The sequence below is a fragment of the Deinococcus rhizophilus genome, from assembly GCF_030271215.1.
GTDB classification, from domain to species: domain Bacteria; phylum Deinococcota; class Deinococci; order Deinococcales; family Deinococcaceae; genus Deinococcus; species Deinococcus rhizophilus.
In genome coordinates this window covers 1-16569 of the sequence record NZ_JASNGB010000052.1, presented here as the reverse complement: position 1 = coordinate 16569, position 16569 = coordinate 1, and the positions used below count along the sequence as shown (strand labels likewise).

The 16569-nt window shown below is 71.1% G+C and carries 20 protein-coding genes; 8 read left to right on the top strand and 12 right to left on the bottom strand.

Translation table 11 applies throughout. From position 1 onward, the window contains the following. Positions 1–42 precede the first annotated feature (42 nt). A complete protein-coding gene (locus QOL99_RS07665; RefSeq protein WP_285522741.1) occupies positions 43–270 on the bottom strand; it encodes a transcriptional regulator in 228 nt (75 codons plus the stop codon). Positions 271–526: 256 nt separating this feature from the next. Here QOL99_RS07665 and murA point away from each other — a divergent pair, with 256 nt between their 5' ends. Further along, a complete protein-coding gene (murA, locus tag QOL99_RS07660; RefSeq protein ID WP_285522739.1) occupies positions 527–1810 on the top strand; it encodes a UDP-N-acetylglucosamine 1-carboxyvinyltransferase in 1284 nt (427 codons plus the stop codon). Between the two features lie 329 nt (positions 1811–2139). Here murA and QOL99_RS07655 read toward each other — a convergent pair whose 3' ends face one another. Then, positions 2140–3021, bottom strand: coding sequence for an aldo/keto reductase (locus tag QOL99_RS07655; protein ID WP_285522737.1), 882 nt, complete (start codon positions 3019–3021; stop codon positions 2140–2142). Positions 3022–3039: 18 nt separating this feature from the next. Between QOL99_RS07655 and QOL99_RS07650 the strand changes: the two genes are divergently transcribed. Beyond that, entirely contained in the window at positions 3040–3639 is a 600-nt protein-coding gene (locus QOL99_RS07650; protein ID WP_285522734.1) for a Uma2 family endonuclease, read from the top strand. On the opposite strand, the gene QOL99_RS07645 is transcribed toward QOL99_RS07650, so the two are convergent. The 3 genes from QOL99_RS07645 to ald form a co-directional block, all read right to left on the bottom strand. Next, positions 3636–5471 carry an ABC transporter ATP-binding protein gene (locus QOL99_RS07645; RefSeq protein WP_285522733.1) on the bottom strand — a complete coding sequence of 612 codons (1836 nt, stop codon included), beginning with the start codon at positions 5469–5471 and terminating at the stop codon, positions 3636–3638. The genes QOL99_RS07650 and QOL99_RS07645 overlap by 4 nt on opposite strands. 57 nt (positions 5472–5528) lie before the next feature. Then, on the bottom strand, positions 5529–6356 hold the full coding sequence (locus tag QOL99_RS07640; protein ID WP_285522732.1) for a cation transporter: 828 nt from the start codon (positions 6354–6356) through the stop codon (positions 5529–5531). Positions 6357–6451: 95 nt separating this feature from the next. Then, entirely contained in the window at positions 6452–7558 is a 1107-nt protein-coding gene (ald, locus tag QOL99_RS07635) for an alanine dehydrogenase (RefSeq protein ID WP_285522731.1), read from the bottom strand. Between the two features lie 165 nt (positions 7559–7723). Here ald and QOL99_RS07630 point away from each other — a divergent pair, with 165 nt between their 5' ends. Together QOL99_RS07630 and QOL99_RS07625 are read left to right on the top strand one after the other, a co-directional pair. After that, on the top strand, positions 7724–8194 hold the full coding sequence (locus QOL99_RS07630) for an Lrp/AsnC family transcriptional regulator (protein WP_285522729.1): 471 nt from the start codon (positions 7724–7726) through the stop codon (positions 8192–8194). Between the two features lie 53 nt (positions 8195–8247). Further along, positions 8248–8985: a peptidylprolyl isomerase gene (locus QOL99_RS07625; protein ID WP_285522727.1), complete on the top strand. Its 738-nt coding sequence runs from the start codon at positions 8248–8250 to the stop codon at positions 8983–8985. A gap of 3 nt (positions 8986–8988) precedes the next feature. Here the strand turns inward: QOL99_RS07625 and QOL99_RS07620 are convergent, their stop codons facing one another. The 4 genes from QOL99_RS07620 to QOL99_RS07605 form a co-directional block, all read right to left on the bottom strand. Next, positions 8989–9291, bottom strand: coding sequence for an LrgB family protein (locus QOL99_RS07620; RefSeq protein WP_285522743.1), 303 nt, complete (start codon positions 9289–9291; stop codon positions 8989–8991). After that, entirely contained in the window at positions 9288–9749 is a 462-nt protein-coding gene (locus QOL99_RS07615) for an LrgB family protein (protein WP_456318850.1), read from the bottom strand. Before QOL99_RS07615 ends, QOL99_RS07620 begins: the two co-directional genes overlap by 4 nt. 85 nt (positions 9750–9834) lie before the next feature. After that, positions 9835–10206, bottom strand: coding sequence for a CidA/LrgA family protein (locus QOL99_RS07610; RefSeq protein ID WP_285522726.1), 372 nt, complete (start codon positions 10204–10206; stop codon positions 9835–9837). After that, positions 10203–10901 (bottom strand): 5'-methylthioadenosine/adenosylhomocysteine nucleosidase, encoded by a 699-nt coding sequence (locus QOL99_RS07605; RefSeq protein WP_285522724.1) that lies wholly within the window; start codon positions 10899–10901, stop codon positions 10203–10205. Before QOL99_RS07605 ends, QOL99_RS07610 begins: the two co-directional genes overlap by 4 nt. Positions 10902–11355: 454 nt before the next feature. Here QOL99_RS07605 and QOL99_RS07600 point away from each other — a divergent pair, with 454 nt between their 5' ends. The 4 genes from QOL99_RS07600 (at position 11356) to mnmA (ending at position 14159) form a co-directional block, all read left to right on the top strand. Beyond that, a complete protein-coding gene (locus QOL99_RS07600) occupies positions 11356–11592 on the top strand; it encodes a ferredoxin (protein ID WP_285522723.1) in 237 nt (78 codons plus the stop codon). Between the two features lie 2 nt (positions 11593–11594). Beyond that, complete coding sequence (locus tag QOL99_RS07595) at positions 11595–11981, top strand: hypothetical protein (protein WP_285522722.1); 387 nt, start codon at positions 11595–11597, stop codon at positions 11979–11981. Positions 11982–12042: 61 nt separating this feature from the next. Then, the gene (locus QOL99_RS07590; protein ID WP_285522720.1) at positions 12043–12735 is read left to right on the top strand and encodes a Crp/Fnr family transcriptional regulator; all 693 of its coding nucleotides are present in this window, start codon (positions 12043–12045) and stop codon (positions 12733–12735) included. Between the two features lie 278 nt (positions 12736–13013). Then, the gene (gene mnmA / locus QOL99_RS07585; protein WP_285522718.1) at positions 13014–14159 is read left to right on the top strand and encodes a tRNA 2-thiouridine(34) synthase MnmA; all 1146 of its coding nucleotides are present in this window, start codon (positions 13014–13016) and stop codon (positions 14157–14159) included. 23 nt (positions 14160–14182) lie between these two features. Here the strand turns inward: mnmA and QOL99_RS07580 are convergent, their stop codons facing one another. The 3 genes from QOL99_RS07580 to argJ form a co-directional block, all read right to left on the bottom strand. Beyond that, positions 14183–14689 carry a GNAT family N-acetyltransferase gene (locus QOL99_RS07580; protein WP_285522716.1) on the bottom strand — a complete coding sequence of 169 codons (507 nt, stop codon included), beginning with the start codon at positions 14687–14689 and terminating at the stop codon, positions 14183–14185. Between the two features lie 80 nt (positions 14690–14769). Further along, complete coding sequence (locus tag QOL99_RS07575; RefSeq protein ID WP_285522715.1) at positions 14770–15522, bottom strand: TspO/MBR family protein; 753 nt, start codon at positions 15520–15522, stop codon at positions 14770–14772. A 65-nt stretch (positions 15523–15587) separates the two neighbouring features. Then, the coding region (argJ, locus tag QOL99_RS07570) for a bifunctional glutamate N-acetyltransferase/amino-acid acetyltransferase ArgJ (RefSeq protein ID WP_285522714.1) at positions 15588–16569 on the bottom strand (982 nt) is incomplete at its 5' end.

The window sequence follows — 16569 nt, the reverse complement described above, 5'->3', positions numbered from 1 at the left end:
CCCCAACTCCCTGAAACCCAGGATGAGCCTCTGTCAAATGCTCTAAGCCTGGTCGTCCGCCACGTTCTCGTCGGCCAGCAGGTTGCGGTACTCGTCGATATGTTCGCCCTCGCCGAGTTCGCGGGCGATGCGCTCGATGGCGAGGCGGACCACCTCGCTCTTGCTGATCAGGCGCTCGGGGCTGGAGAGTTCGTAGGCCGTGCGCGTGAGCAGCGCGTCCTGCTCCTCGCTGATCACGACCTGGAGGCGTTTGCGTTCCTTTTTGGGCATGTCCTCTTCTGTCCTCTCCAGCGGGTCGGCGCCCGGCAGTGCGCCTGGGCTGGGGTGTGCGCGGGTAGCGTAGCACGCACCATGAGGCACCTCAACATCAGCCGCCCCGGAGACGCAGGTGTGCCTGAGGCCAGGGTGGCGTAGACGTCCGGTGAGCATGGTGTGTAAGATGCACCCATCTTCCGGCCGCACCGCCGGACCCGCCCCCACCGAGACCCTCCGGGCTGCCCTGCCCGCGCCCCAAAGGACTGACCCCATGGATCTGACGCCGCTGCACCTCGTAGGAGGCCGGGACCTCTCCGGTGAAATCGCCATCCAGCACAGCAAGAATGCGGCGCTGCCCATCATCGTGGCGAGCCTGCTGAGCCGTGAGCCCGTCACCCTGCACGGCATTCCCCGTCTCTCGGACGTGGACACCATCCTGGAACTGATGGCGCACCTGGGCACCCGGCACGTCTGGGCCGGTCCCAACAGCCTGACCCTGCACACCCCCGAGATTCTCAGCACCCACGCCCCCTACGCGCTGGTGTCCAAGATGCGGGCGAGTTTCATCGTGCTGGGCGCGATCCTGGCGCGGGCAGGCGAGGCCACGGTGTCCATGCCGGGGGGCTGTGCGTGGGGGCCGCGCCCGGTCGACCAGCATGTCAAGGCGCTGCGGGCGCTGGGGGCCCACCTTACCGAGGAGGGGGGCGACTTTGCGGCGACGCGCACCGGGAGCCTGAACGGCACCTTCGTCTTCGAGATGCTGACGGTGGGCGGCACCCATAACGTGCTGCTGGCCTCGGTGCTGGGAGACGGTGTGGTCACGCTGGAAAACGCCAGCATCGACACCGACGTGGTGGACCTGATCGGGTTCCTGAACACGCTCGGAGCACAGATCGAGGGCGCGGGGACCAACACGCTGACGGTCCAGGGCGTGCCTGCCCTGCGCGGGGGCGAGTACACCGTCATCCCCGACCGCATCGAGGCCGGGACCTTCATGATCGCCGCCGCCGCCACCCGCAGCCGCCTGACGCTGACCAACGTGCGCCCCGACCACCTGCGGGCCGTGAGCGCCAAGCTGGGCGAGATGGGCGTGGACATTCTGGAATCCGGCGACCGCCTGATCGTGGACGCCCGTGACCGAGAACTGCGGCCCGTCAACCTGACCACCCAGAGTTACCCCGGCTTTCCCACCGACGTGCAGCCGCAGATGAGCGCCCTGCTCGCCACCGTACCCGGCACCAGCGTGGTGCAGGACCCGGTGTACCCCGACCGCCTCACCCACGTGGCCGAGTTGCAGCGCATGGGCGCGAACATCACCGTGAGCGGCTACACCCAGGTCATCCAGGGCGGGCCGCTGCACGCCGCGCCCGTCAAAGCCGCCGACCTCCGCGCCGGGGCGGCCCTCTTCATCGCCGCGATGACCACGGAGGGCGAGACGGTCATCGACGGCGTGCAGTACCTCAACCGGGGTTACGAGCGGCTGGCCGAGCGGCTGCGGGGCATCGGCGTGCAGGCCTGGCAGCCCCAGCCCATGCTGGCGAGCGCGATGGACTGAGCCAGAGTTGGGAACGGCGCCCACCTTGCGGTTGCGGGTGGGCGCTGCTCTTTGGATCTGCGTCGGACTTTAGCCGCTCCCGCTAGAGCATTGGACAGAATTACGGCCCCCGGGGGAAGGNGCGGGTGGGCGCTGCTCTTTGGATCTGCGTCGGACTTTAGCCGCTCCCGCTAGAGCATTGGACAGAATTACGGCCCCCGGGGGAAGGCGCCCCAGGTGCCTCCATTCTGCCCAATGCTCTTTTTAAATTCGCTCGCTCTGCTGCGCAGCTTTGCAAGTCCGCTCGGCCAACGAATGCGGAAACCCACCGCATTCTTATGGCAAATGCTCTAGACCTCCCCGCCCCACCCCCCGCCCTGCTGTGCCCACGCCGCCTCGACCTGTGCCAGCACCCCGGCGGGCAGCGGTCCCCGCTCGACGGTGGCCGCATTACGCTCCAGATTCTCCACCCGCGCCGTGCCCACGATGGCGCTGCTCACGCCAGGAGCGAAGGCCGAGAAGCGCAGGGCGAACTCGGACCAGTCCAGCCCGCCGGGGTCAAGATTCAGCGCCTGCAAACGCTCCCAGTAGACCTCGGCGTACTGGCCCACCGGGCGCCGGGAAAACTGCCACGCGGCGTTGGCGATGGGCCGCTTGGCGATCACGCCCAGGCCCCGCGCGGCCGCGCCCGGCAGGACGTGGTGCAGGCTCCACTGGTCGGCCACGTTCACGCTCGTCTCCAGGCTGCCGAAGCGTCCGGACTCGGCCGCCCACGCCAGCGCCCCGTTCTCGCCGCTGTAGGCCGCGACCCGGATCAGCCCGGCCTCCCGCGCCCGGTCAAGTTCGGCCAGCAGGTCGTCCCGGCGCAGGGTGTCGGGTGGACACGAGTGCAGGTGGAAGAGGTCGATCCGGTCGGTCCGCATCGTCCGCAGCGCCCGCTCGATGCCGTGGCGGATGGCTCCCGGCGTCCAGTCGTCCATGCCCTCCACCCCGTACCCGCCCTTGGTGCTCAGGACGAACCCGTCCCGCCGCCCGGCGAGGTGCCGCCCGATGCGCTCCTCACTGAGACCGTACCCCCGCGCCGTGTCGATCAGGGTGACCCCGAGGTCGAGGGCGCGGTTCAGCAGGCGCCCGGCCTCGCGGTCGTCCAGGCTCTCCGCGCCGACCTGTCCCGCCCCCAGCCCCAGGACGCTGACCCGCAGGCCGGTGTTGCCGAATTCGCGCTGCCTCATGCGGCGTACCATACGCCCATGAGTGACCCCGCGCCGACCTTCTGGGAGATGACGGAAGAGGAATACCTGCGGACCGAGCCGGAAAGCCCGGTCAAGCGGGAATTCTTCGGGGGGTACGTGTACCCGCTGCACGGCGCGACGGTGGCGCAGGCGGGGGCAAGTGCGGGACATGGGGCCGTGACGCTCAATATCGGCGCGGCCCTGCTTCTTCGGTCGCGGGACAGTGGCTGCAAGGTGTTTTCGGCCGACATGCGCGTCTATGTCACGCCCTCCGCCGGGCAGCGGGCCTACTTCTATCCGGACGTGGTCGTCACCTGCGAACCCATCACAAGCGAGGCCACCAGCGTCCGCGAGCCCTGCCTGCTGGTGGAAGTCCTGAGCCCAGCCACCCGGCACACCGACCGCACCACCAAGCTGGTGACGTACACCACCCTCCCCAGCCTCCAGACCTACCTGATCGTGGACCCGACCCGGCGGCTGGTGCGGGTGCTCTCGCGTGACGGGGAAACCTGGACCGACCGGGAACTGTCCGGCACGGGCGAGGTCGTCATTCCGTGCCTGAACACCACCCTGACCCTGGACGACATCTACGCGGGCGTGCCCGGCCTGGGGCGCTAGCCGCCCACGCCAGGCACCAGTTCGGCCCGCTCCTCCTGCTCCCGGCGGAACTGGAGTTCGTACAGGTCGCGGTACAGGCCGCCCGCCGCCATCAGTTCCCCGTGGCTTCCGTCCTGCACGATCCGGCCCCCCTCCATCACCAGGATGCGGTCGGCGTTGCGGACCGTGGAGAGGCGGTGGGCGATCACGAAGGTGGTGCGGCCCCGCATCAGCGTTTCCAGGGCCTGCTGCACCAGCGCCTCGGACTCGTTGTCGAGGGCGGAGGTGGCCTCGTCGAGAATCAGGATGCGCGGGTCTTTGAGCAGGGCGCGGGCGATGGCGACCCGCTGGCGCTGGCCTCCGCTCAGGCGCACGCCCCGCTCGCCCACCACGGTGGCGTACCCCTGCGGCAGCGCCGTGATAAAGCCGTGCGCGTTCGCGGCGCGGGCGGCGGCCTCGACCTCGTGGGGATCGGCGTCGGGCCGGCCGTAGCGGATGTTCTCCTCGATGGACCCGGAAAAGAGCAGCGTCTCCTGCGGCACCAGCCCCACCTGCGCCCGCAGGTCGGCCAGCGCGTAGGCCCGCACGTCCTCGCCGTCCACCCGCAACCTTCCGTCCGTCACGTCCCAGAAGCGCGGAATCAGGCTCACCAGCGTGGTCTTGCCCGCCCCGCTGGGCCCCACCAGCGCCACCACCTGTCCGGCGGGCACGTCGAAGCTCAGGTCGTGCAGCACCGCCGAGTCGCCGTAACTGAACCCCACCCCCTCGAAGCTCACCCGGCCCTGGGCGCGGGGCAGCGGCAGCGGGCGGGCAGGTTCGGGCAGGTCGCTGCGCTCGTCGAGCAGCTCGAAGATGCGCCCCGAGGCCCCCAGCGCCTCTTGAAACTGGCTGAACAGGCCGGACAGTGCCGCGACCGTGGCCCCGACCTGCAGGGCATAGATCAGGAAAGTCACGAGTCCGCCGGGGCTGAGGTCGCCGCCCATCACCAGCCGCCCGCCGTACCACAGCACCACCGCGAGCGAGGCGAAGGTCAGGAAGCTCATCACGCCGCCCATCAGCGCCTGCAGCCGCGCCCGCCGCAGCGAGGCCAGGAAGGACGCGAGCACGCCCTGTCCGTAGCGCCCGCGCTCGGTGTCCTCGGCGGTGAAGCTCTGAACCACCCGGACCCCGCTGATCGCTTCCTCGGCACTGGCGTTGGCCTCGGCGACCCGGTCCTGCACCTCGCGGCTGACCACCCGGATGCGCCGCCCGATCACGATCGCCGTGCCGATCACCAGCGGAATCACCGCCAGCGTGAGCAGGCTCAGCCGGGGACTGGTGACCACCAGCAGGGTCGTCGACCCCACGATGTTGAAGCTCAGCGCCGCCGCCTGCGCGAGCGCGGTGCTCGTGACCGCCTGCACCGTGCCCACGTCCGCCGTGAGTCGGCTGGTGAGTTCGCCGGTGCGGTGCTCGGCGAAAAAGCGCGGCGAGAGCGTCATCAGGTGCGAGAAGAGGTGTCGGCGCAGGTCGGCGACCACCCCCGCCCCCACCTTGGCGAGCAGGTACGACTGCGCGGCCCCGAACAGCGAGGACAGCGCGAAGATGCCCAGCAGCGCGAGCACCGTGCGGTCGAGTGGCCCGGTATCGGTCGATCCCACCCGCAGGAAGGAGGCGTCGATCAGCCGTCCGAACAGCAGCGGGAAGATCAGGTTCAGCCCGCTGGAAATCAGGGTGGCGATCAACCCGAGAATCAGCAGCGTCCGGTAGGGCCGCGCGTAGGCCAGCACCCGCCGCAGTTGCCGGGGATCGCGCGGGGGACGCGCCGGGGCAGGAGTCGCGGGGGCGGAGGCCGGGCGTCGGCGGGACAGCATGGGGCCAGGGTACGGCATGGACAGGGAGGAACGGGGTGCCCCGCTGGGCGGGGTGCCTCAGCGGGCCAGCCGCAGGATGCGCCACGCTCCGCTCGCCACCAGCATGAACACGGCCGCGCCCACCACCAGATCGGGCAGCGCCGAGCCGCTCAGCAGCACCAGCCCGCCCGCCACGATCACACCGATATTCACGATCACGTCGTTGGTGGTAAAGATCTGGCTGGCCCGCAGGTGGGCTTCGGGGTTCCGCGCCCGCTGAAGCACCCGCAGGGACGCAGCATTGCCCGCCAGCGCCACCAGGGAAACCCCGATCATGGGGCCGAAGTCGGGCGGCTCTCCAGCCCCCGCAAAGCGCCGCAGCACCTCCACGAGGCCCAGCACCGCCAGACCTAGCTGCAAGACGCCGCTGATTCGGGCGACCCGTTTCTTGTGCGCCCCTGATCGCCCCACCGCCAGGAGGCTCAGGCCGTACACCAGCGCGTCGGCCAGCATGTCGAGGCTGTCGGCCACCAGCCCTAGCGACCCGGCCAGAACCCCGGCCCCCAGCTCCAGTATAAAGAGGCTCCCGTTGATGAGCAGGACGGTCACGAGCAGTCGGCGCTGCCCAGCCTCCTCCTCCCCTGGTCCGGTCGCGGGCCCCTCTGCCCGCCCGACGAGTGCCGCGCCGAGGCCCAGGCCCTCCATCCGCCGCTCGATGGCCGCCGCGTCACCCTGATGGGTCACGACCACCGTTCGGGCCGGAAGGTCGAAGGCGAGGTGGGTCACGCCCGGCTGCTCCTCCAGCCCCAGCCGCACCAGATGTTCCTCGGCGGCGCAGTCCATCCCCGGCACTCGGAAGGTCAGGCGCTCGGGTGGCGACGGGAGGGGCACGGGGGAAGGCTCCATCAGCCCCAATGATGCCGCTTGACGGGGGAGAGGGCCAAAAAGGGGGCAGCGGACCCATACGCCCGCGAGTCCGCTGCCCACCCCGAGCCTCCGGCTTACGCCAGCACCGCCTCCGGCTCGTCAAAGGCGAGCTCGAAGGCTTCCGCGACGCCCTGGTAGGTCAGCTTGCCCCCGTGGGTGTTCAGGCCCAGGCGCAGCGCCTTGTTGCGCGTGAGGGCCGACACGCCCTGCTCGGCGAGTTGCAGCACGTAGGGCATGGTCTGGTTGGTGAGCGCAAAGGTACTCGTGCGCGGCACGGCCCCCGGCATGTTGGCGACCCCGTAGTGAATCACGCCGTCCACCACATAGGTGGGGTCGTCGTGCGTGGTCGCGTGGATGGTTTCCACGCAGCCGCCCTGGTCGACCGCCACGTCCACGACGACGCTGGCTTCTGGCATCAGCGGGAGCATGTCGCGGGTGACGAGGTGCGGGGCCTTGGCGCCGGGAATCAGCACGCCGCCGATCAACAGGTCGGTGTCGGGCAGCAGGGCGCGGATGTTGGCCTCGCTGCTCATCATGGTGGTCAGGCGCCCGAAGAACACGTCGTCGAGGTAGGCCAGGCGGCGCTGCGACACATCGAGGATGGTGACCTTGGCCCCCAGGCCCATCGCCATCTTCGCCGCGTTGGTGCCCACCACGCCGCCGCCCAGGATGGTCACGTGGCCGGGCTGCACGCCGGGCACGCCGCCCAGCAGCACGCCGCGCCCGCCCACCGGCTTCTGCAGGTGATAGGCCCCCGCCTGCACGCTGAGGCGCCCGGCGACCTCCGACATCGGGGTCAGCAACGGCAGGCTGCCGTCGTCGAGCTGCACCGTCTCGTAGGCCACGCCGGTGGTGCCCGACGAGAGCAGCGCGTCGGTCAGCGGGCGGTCGGCGGCGAGGTGCAGGTAGGTGAACAGCAGCAGCCCCTCGCGCAGATACCCGTACTCGCCCTTGACGGGCTCCTTGACCTTGACCACCATCTCGGCGGCCCAGGCGTCGGCGGCGCTGCCCAGGGTCGCGCCCGCCGCCACGTACTCGCTGTCCGCGAGGCCGCTGCCTACGCCCGCGCCCTGCTCGACCACGACCGTATGCCCGCGCCGCACCAGCGTACCCACGCCGCCGGGCGTGAGCGCCACGCGGTTTTCCTTGACCTTGATTTCCTTGGGGAGTCCGATCTTCATAGTGCCTCCGCAGGGCCGCGCACCCCGCCGGGGCCGCCCGCCTGCATTCCTGTTGAAGTGGCGCAATGCTAGCAGGACGCTTCGCGCGTCCGATTGCCCACAGGCCGCGCTGCAGACACATCCGCGCAACCGGGTTGCGTCAGAACTGCTATCCTGTGCCCATTCATGTCAAAGCCGGATCTCGATGCCACCGACCGCCGGATTCTGACCATCCTCCAGCGCGACGCCCGCATTCCCAACACCGAACTCGCCGATGAGATCGGCCTGACTCCGGCGCCGACCCTGCGGCGGGTGCGGCGGCTGGAGGAGGAGGGCATCATCAGCCGCTACGTGGCCCTGCTGGACCCCAAACGGGTCGGGCGCGACCTGATGGTCTTCGTGCGGGTCACGCTGGACAAGCAGACCAAGCAGGGCTTCGAGACCTTTGCCGAGCGGATGCGCGGGCGGCCCGAGGTGCTGGAGTGCTACCTCTGCCTGGGCGACACCGACTACCTGCTCAAGGTGGTCGTGCCCGACCTCGACGCCTACCAGACCTTTCTGGTGGACGTGCTCGCGGCCATTCCGGGGGTGCGGAACACGGCGAGCACCATCGTGGTGAAGGGGGAGAAGTACACGACGGGGCTGGCGGTGGAGTAGGACAGCGGCTCACCGGGGAGGGCTCCGGGAGAAGGCTCTGACATACTGCGCCCATGCCTTCACCTGCCTTCCGCCGTGCGGCGCCCGCCTTGCTCGCCTCCCTGAGCCTCGGCCTGATGGCGTGTGCGCCCGCCACCCAGCCGCAAGCCTCCGCACCACAGCCCACGGCTCCGGCTCCCGCTCCTGTGGCCCCTCCCACGGCCCCGACCTTCGTCCCGGTTCAGCCGCTGGGCGCTGGCCGCGTCACGGGCTTTGCTTCCGCCGCCCAGGTGACCGACCCGGCGCGGACCTACCAGGCGGTGCTGAACACCAGCAAGGGGCCGATCACGCTGGAGCTGTACGCGCGGCAGGCCCCGGTCGCCGTGAACAACTTCGTGTTCCTGGCCCTCAACCGCTTTTACGACGGCACCCGCTTTCACCGCGTGATCGAGGGCTTCATGGCCCAGGGCGGCGATCCGCAGAGCACGGACCCGGCCCTCCGCGCCCGCTGGGGCACGGGCGGCCCCGGCTACAGCTTCCGCGCCGAGGTCGGGAACGGCCTGCGCTTCGACCGCGCGGGGGTGCTGGGGATGGCCCGCGCCGCCAGCCTGGACTCGCAGGGGAGCCAGTTTTTCATCACGCTGGCCCCGGCGGATTTCCTGAGCGGCGGGTACACGGTGTTCGGGCAGGTCGTTTCCGGACTGGACACCCTGCAGCGTCTGACCCGCACGGCGACCCCGAACGGCGAGGTGCCCATCCCCGGCGCCGAGCCTGACCTGATCCAGAGCGTGCAGATTCTCGTCTCGCGCTGAGGCTTACCCCAGCAGCGCCACCACCAGCGTCACCACCAGCGCGGCCAGGCCCATTCCGATGGAGCTGGCCGCGCCCGTCGTCTCGCCCTCCTCGCGGGCACGGGCGGTGCCCACCCCGTGCGCCACGCTGCCGATGGCGATGCCCCGCGCGAGCGGATGCCGGACGCCCAGCAGGGTCAGGAAGGGCGGCAGCACCAGCGCCCCCACCAGCCCCGACAGCACCGCCAGGGTGGCCGCCAGCGCGGGTGGAGCGCCCGTGAAGGTGGCGAGTTGTAACGCCACCGGACTGGTCGCCGGGGCGGTCAGCAGGGCCTGCCGCGCCGCCGCGTCCAGCCCCAGCAGCCGGGGCAGCGCGGCGTCCGCGCCNCCACCAGCCCCGACAGCACCGCCAGGGTGGCCGCCAGCGCGGGTGGAGCGCCCGTGAAGGTGGCGAGTTGTAACGCCACCGGACTGGTCGCCGGGGCGGTCAGCAGGGCCTGCCGCGCCGCCGCGTCCAGCCCCAGCAGCCGGGGCAGCGCGGCGTCCGCGCCCATGCCCACCAGTGTGCCCGCCACGCCGCCCACCCCCAGTGCCCGCCACTCGCGGGCCAGCAGCGCCCGCAACCGGTAGAGCGGCACCGCCAGCGCCACCACCGCCGGGCCGAGCAGGAAGGAGAGCGGCCGCACCTCCGAGGTGTAGTCCCGGTAGGGCGTGGCCGTCACCAGCAGCGCCCCGGACACGATCACCGTCGCCACCAGCGTCGGGTTGACCAGCGGATGCCGCACCCGCCACTGCGCGGCCACCCCCAGGGCGAAGGCGAGCAGGGTCAGGGCCACCCAGGTCACGCCGCTCCTCCCCACGGACTGACCCTCATCCGCGCACCAGCCGCCCCGCGACCAGTCCCGCCGTCCCGGCGCCCAGCAGCAGCCCCGCCAGCATCACCAGCAGCCACAGGCCCCACTCGGCCCCCGCCGACAGGAACTCGATAAAGCCCACGGTGGCGGGCACGAACAGCAGTCCCAGGATGCCCAGCAGTCCGTCGGCGGCGGCCTCCAGCCACGAGAGCCGCACGAGTCCCAGCGAGAGGGCCGCCCACAGCAGCGCCATCCCGACCACCGACCCCGGCAGCGGCCAGCCCAGCCACGTCACCAGGACGGTGCCCAGCGCGGCAAAGGCGGTCAGCAGGCCCAGCCCCAGCACGACGCGCACCGGGGGCGAGAGGACCGGAGTGGAAGCCGTCACCCCTGCGCGGTGCCCAGCCGGGCCAGCATCCCGCGCACGACCTGCTTGGCGTGCCGGGCCACCAGCGGCATGAAGGTGCGGTAGTCCACCTGCGCGTCGTGGTCGGCGGTGTCGCTCACCGAGCGGATCACCACGAAGGGCACGCCCGCCTTGGCGCACACCTGCGCGACCGCCGCTCCCTCCATCTCGGCGCAGGCGGCCCCGAAGACCGTCCACAGCCGCCCCACCCCCTCGCGCGAGGCGATGAACTGGTCGCCGCTCGCCACCCGGCCCTCCAGCACGCCCACGCCCTCGACCTCGCGGGCGGCCGCCAGCGCGACCTCGCGCAGTTCGGGGTCGGCCTGCCACGCGGCCGTCTCGCCGGGGACCGTCCCCAGCGGGTAGTCCAGCGCCGTCACGTCCACGTCGTGCTGCACGAGGTCGGTGCTCACCACGAGGTCGCCTACCCGCAGTTCGGGGTGAACGCCCCCCGCGACCCCGGTGAAAATCACGCGGGTGGCCCCGGCGTTCAGCAGATGCGTGGCCGTCATCGCCGCGTTCACCTTGCCGATGCCGCTCTTGGCCAGCAGGATGGGCACGCCGTCCAGCACGCCCCGGTAGAGGGTCGCGCCGGGAGGCGTCAGCGTTTCGGACTGCTGAAGGTCCGCCCTGAGCAATTCGATTTCTTCGTCCATGGCACCGAGGATGGCGAGCATGGGGGCCATGTTAGGGCGTGGGCGGGGGAGAGCTGGCTTGGCGGAGCAGCCGGGTGGCACGGTCGCGGGGCGCCCCCACTTCCCAGAGCGTCAGGGCAAGCAGCGCTGCGACAGCAAAGGCCCCGGCACGGCCCGCGCCAACCGTCCGTCTGTCTGGCAAGAGGATTCGCGGCGTGGGGACGTTGAGGTCGGCTGAGACGGGTTCCGTCCAATTCCTTTCCTTCCATCTTCCGGAACCCGCCCTTTCTCCTTCTCGCCTCCGCTCGGATGGAATCACTTCGTAGGCGACTCCATCGGAGTCCGTATGAGACAGGACCAGGGCGGCCTGGGCAGCAGCGTCTCTGGCCCCTCTCCCCCCGTGGGAGGAGCAGAAGGGCGCCTCAACCTCCCCACCCTCCCTCCCCCTTGACCCAGGTCATGGCCTCCTGCCGCCCCCAGCTGCCATCCTGCCCGCATGCCTCACGTGATTGTCAGCCCCTGCATCGGCGTCAAGGACCAGGCCTGCACCGAGGTCTGCCCGGTGGAATGCATCTACGACGGCGGCGACCAGTTCCTGATTCACCCCGACGAGTGCATCGACTGCGGGGCCTGCGTGCCCGCCTGCCCGGTCAGCGCCATCTTCCCCGAGGAGGACGTGCCCGCCGGGGAGACCGAGTTCATCGCCAAGAACCGCGTCTTCTTCGGCCTCTGAGCATGGACCTGCTGTCCGGTCTGAATATCCTGCTGGTGGGAATGTGGGTGGGCATGTACCTGTTCACGACCTTCGTGGTCAGCCCCGCCTTCTCCGAGCTGTTTCCCGACCACGCGACCCGCACCGGGCACCGCCGCGCGGTGGGTCGGCACTACGCGCGGGTCAACGGCGTGCTCACCGTGGCCCTGTTCGCGGTGGTCCTGGCGCTGGGCCTGACCTCCGGCTTCCGGCCCGCGCTCTGGCTGGAACTCGGGCTGCTGGTCTTGATCGGCGCTCTGGTGGCCCTGCACGTGCGGCGCGGTCAGGCCGAGACGCGGCCCCCGGCGTGGATCACCCACCTGACGCTCGCCGCAAGCCTGGGCCTGTGCGGGGCGGCGGTGCTGGCCTGAGTGCTGTATGTCGTGGGGGGCTGGGGGGCCAGTGCCCTCCGCTGTGGCAGCATCGGACCACGTGCCCACCCTGCCCGACCCCGTCCGCGCTCTGGAGTTGCTGAGCCACTCGCCCGTCTTCGGGGGAGCCTCGCCCGCTGACCTGCGTCCGCTGGCCGCGCGGGGTACCTTCCGGACGCTGCGGCGCGGCGAGCTGCTGTTCCGGGCCGGGGACGTGCCGGAGACCCTCTTCATGGTGAGCAGCGGCAGCGTGCGGGTCTACCGGGTGGTGCGCGGCGGCACCCGCGAGCTGACCCTGCATGTGGAAGGGCCGCGCCAGCTCGTCGCGGGCGTGGGCGTCTTTGCGGGCAGCGACCCTGCCCCCGCACACGCCGTCGCCCTCCAGACCCCCACCGAGGTGCTGTGCCTGCCCGCCGCCGCCGTCCGCGAGCATGTCTTCGGGACCCCGGCGCTGGCGGCGGCCGTCATCGCGTCCCTGGCCCGGCGGCAGGCCGAACTGCTCGCCCGGCTGGAGGGGCTGGTGTTCAGCGAACTCGGGGAACGGCTGGCCGCGTACCTCCTCGAACACGCCGCCGACGGGCCCCACGCCCTGCCCACCAACAGCGACCTCGCCGCCCTGCTGGGCACCGTGCCCGAGCTTGTCAGCCGCAAGCTGGGCGAGTTCTACCGTCTGGGTCTGATCCAGCTCGAACGTCGGCAGGTCCGGGTGCTCGACCGCCCCGAGCTGGAGCGGCTGGCCGGGCGCGGCGGGTGATGGGAGAGGGGCCTCCACCCCTGGCCGTCCCAGGAATGCCTCGATGATGTGCAGAACCGCTTGTTTCCCGACGTGCACGCGCGTGCGTCCCGCGCCCAAGTCCGGAGGCACCGGGGGACGTGATCACGGCGATTCACGGCGATGGGCGGCCAACCCCCTGGGTCAAACGTCAACCTGCGGGCCTCCCTCCTCGGGCCTCAGGCGGGCGCTGAGCCTCACCTCACGCGCTGCCCCCCTCACGGTTTCCGGGCCGCGCACCTGCTAGGCTCCCCGGCGCTATGACCCAGGCCGCGCCCGCATCCGCACTCGTCCCCGCGCCTCCCACCCCGACCCCCGCGCCGCGCGTGCTGTGCGCGATGTCGGGCGGGGTGGATTCCAGCGTGACGGCGGCGCTGCTCAAGGATCAGGGCTATCAGGTGATCGGCGCGATGATGCGCTTCTGGCCCGACGACAAGCGGGTGGACACCTTCGACTCGTGCTGCTCGCCCGACGCGGCGTTCGAGGCCCGCCGGGTGGCCGAGCAGGTCGGCGTGCCCTTTTACCTGCTGGACTACCGCGAGCCGTTCCAGCGCCACATCGTCGGCCCCTTTGTAGACGAGTACGCGCGGGGCCGCACGCCCAACCCCTGCGTCAACTGCAACACGAAGGTCAAGTTCGACGAACTCGTGAAAAAGGCCCGGATGCTGGGCTGCCAGTACGTCGCCACCGGCCATTACGTGAAGCGGGTGGAGCGGGAAGGCGGCGCGGTCGAGTTCTGGCGCGGCGACGACCCGCGCAAGGACCAGACCTATTTCCTGTGGGGCACCCCGCGCGAGGCTTTGCCGCACATCCTCTTCCCGGTGGGCGAGCTGGAAAAGCCCCGCGTGCGCGAGATCGCCGCCGAGCGCGGCCTGCTGACCGCCAGCAAGCCCGAGAGCCAGAACATCTGCTTCGTGCCCGGCAAGGTGCAGGACTGGGTGGCCGAGCAGTTGCCGCAGAGCCAGGGCTATATCCGCGAGATCGCCACGGGTGAAGTGGTGGGCGAGCACCTGGGCACCCAGTTCTACACACTGGGGCAGAAAAAGGGCCTGGGCCTTTACCAGTCGCACCGGGTCCGCCACGTCGTCCACCTCAACCCGGTGGGCAACACCGTCTGGGTGGGCGACTACGAGGACTGCGTCTGGGACGGCCTGCGGGCGGAGGGGGCCAACTACCTCCTCGACCTCGCCGAGCTGCCGCGCGAGCTGGAGGTGCAGGTGCGCTACCGCACGAAGCCCGTGCGGGCCAGGGTCGTCCACGCCGACGAGCACGGCTTCGAGCTGAAGTTTGAGGAGCCGCAGTTCGCGGTCGCTCCCGGCCAGAGCGCGGTGCTGTACGCGGGTCCCCGCCTGCTGGGGGGCGGCCTCATCGCGGACCACGTGCGGGAGCTTCCGGCGCTGGGCTGACGCTGGGCTGAGGTCGGCCCCTCCTACGAGCCGCGCAGGGGGTGGGGTTGGCGCAGGGCCGGGTCTCCCAGGTCGATCTCGTAGAAGTCGTATCCCTCCTGCCCCGAGGGGGCGGGCTGGTGGCCCATCGCCTGGTAAGCCCGCCCCGCCTCCCGCTGGTTGGCGTACCAGAAGACGTACCGCAGGGGACGCCCACGCGCCCAGCTTTCCACCCCCTCCATGAGCGCCCGGGCGACGCCCCGCCTGCGGGCTGCCGGGAGGGTGTACAGGTCGTGCAGTTTCGCCGTCCGGTGCGAGTCGCCCGAGCGCAGGTGCGGGCCGTAGTCCTGCACCCAGGCGTACCCCAGCAGTTCCCCAGCCTCGCCCCCAGCCCCTGACTCGGCCTCGGCCACCAGCAGCAGGGAGTCTGGCGCGTCGCAGAAGGCGGGAAAGCGGGCCTCCAGCGCGGCCCCGTCTTCCACGAAGCCCATGTCGAGCAGCATGGGCCGGAGCTGGGCGAAGTCGTCTGAGCGTGCCGGGCGAGTCTGCATGTCCGGTAGCCTTGCACAGACCTCCGCGTTCGGCATGGGCCGGATGGCCGGGAACGGTCATGGCCCCGACAGGCCCACCGTCACAGCGCCGCCCGGGGTCGACGCGCCGCCGCCACCCCTCCCAGCACGACCAGCACGGCACCCACGGCCACGCCCAGCACCACGGCTGTCACGTCGGGCCGGGCGGCGTACACGCCGTAGAAGGCCCACAGCAGCACCGCCGCGTAGGCGAAGTCGCGGAAGCGGACCAGGAAAAAGGCCCCCAGCCCCGCCGCGATCAGCACCAACGCGGCCGACCACGCGGGCGCCCCCAGGCCCGCCAGTCCCGAGGTGACCCCCTCGCTGACCAGCCACGCGGTCACGTTGGCGATGGTCGCCACGCTGATCCAGCCGAGGTAGAGGCTGGTGGGCAGCATCAGGGTCAGGTCCTCGGCGCCCTGGGGGGGCAGACCGCGCACCCGCAGGTACAGCCAGATCAGGCTGCCCAGCAGCGCCAGCATGACCAGCACGCTGGGGCCGATGTTCAGGCTCTGGAAGGCCAGCAGCCACGAGACGTTGAGCAGGTTGCTCAGCAAGAAGGGCCAGAACAGGTGGTCCAGCCGGGGGCCGCGCTGCGCGGGCAGGGCCTGATACACCGCGAACACCAGCAGCCCCAGGAAGATCACGCCCCAGATGGCAAAGGTCAGTCCCGCCGGGGTAAAGGCGTTGGGCAGCGCGTCGCTCACGTCCGCGTTGGAGTTGCCGAACAGCGGCAGCGCGTTGCTGAGGTAGTTCATGACCAGCGTCAGCACCGTCACGGCCAGCAGCGTCAGTTGTCGGGAGAGTCCGGTCATGCTCCACCTTAAGCGGCCCGCCTGCCCTCCGCCTGTCAGGGAGATGACGGTTTCTGAGTGGGCACTCAGGTGGTGTATTCCGCGTTGATGCTCACGTACTCGGCGCTGAGGTCGCAGCCCCACGCCTCGGCCCCTGCCTCGCCCACGCCGAGACCAACCTCGAAGACGACTTCCTCCGCCCGCATGGAGGCGCTGACCGCCGCCGCGTCGTAGTCCAGGGGCCGCCCCGCGAAGACGGGGGTGCCCTGCACACGGACCGTCATTGCGGGAAGGTCCACCGCCGCCCCGCTGCGGCCCACCGCCATGATCACCCGGCCCCAGTTGGGGTCGTTGCCGTGCACCGCACTCTTGAGCAGCGGGCTCACGCAGCAGGTGCGGGCGGCGGCCAGCGCCTCGGCCTCCGTGCGGGCGCCCGACACCCGCACCGTGAGCAGCTTGGCCGCCCCTTCCCCGTCGGCGGCGATCTGCCGGGCCAGGTCACGCATCACGCCTTCGAGCGCGGCCAGGAACTCGGTCTGGTCCACCTCGCCCGCCCGCCCGTTCGCCAGCACCAGCGCCATGTCGTTCGTGCTGGTGTCGCCGTCCACCGTCACGGCATTGAAGGTGCGGTTCACGATGGCGGGAAACGCCGCCCGCAGCACTCCCGCGTCCACCCGCGCGTCCGTGAAGGCGAAGGCGAACATGGTCGCCATGTCGGGGTGAATCATGCCGCTGCCCTTGGCGGTGCCCACGATGCGGGCGCCGGTGCTCAGCCGCGCCTCGGCCGTCTTGGGCCGGGTGTCGGTGGTCATGATCGCGGCGGCGAAGGGGTCGGCCTCCGGCGCCAGCGCCCCCGGCAGCCGCGCCAGCCCCTCCCGCACCCGGTCCATCGGGAGGAGGTGACCGATGATCCCGGTCGAGGCCGTCAGAACCGCGCCCGCCTCCAGCCCGAGGTGCCCGGCCAGTCCAACGGCCATCGCTGCGTTGTCGGCCTCGCCCTGCGGCCCGGTGGCGGCGTTCGCGTTGCCCGCGTTCACCACCAGCGCCCGCACGGGCCGCCCGGAGGCG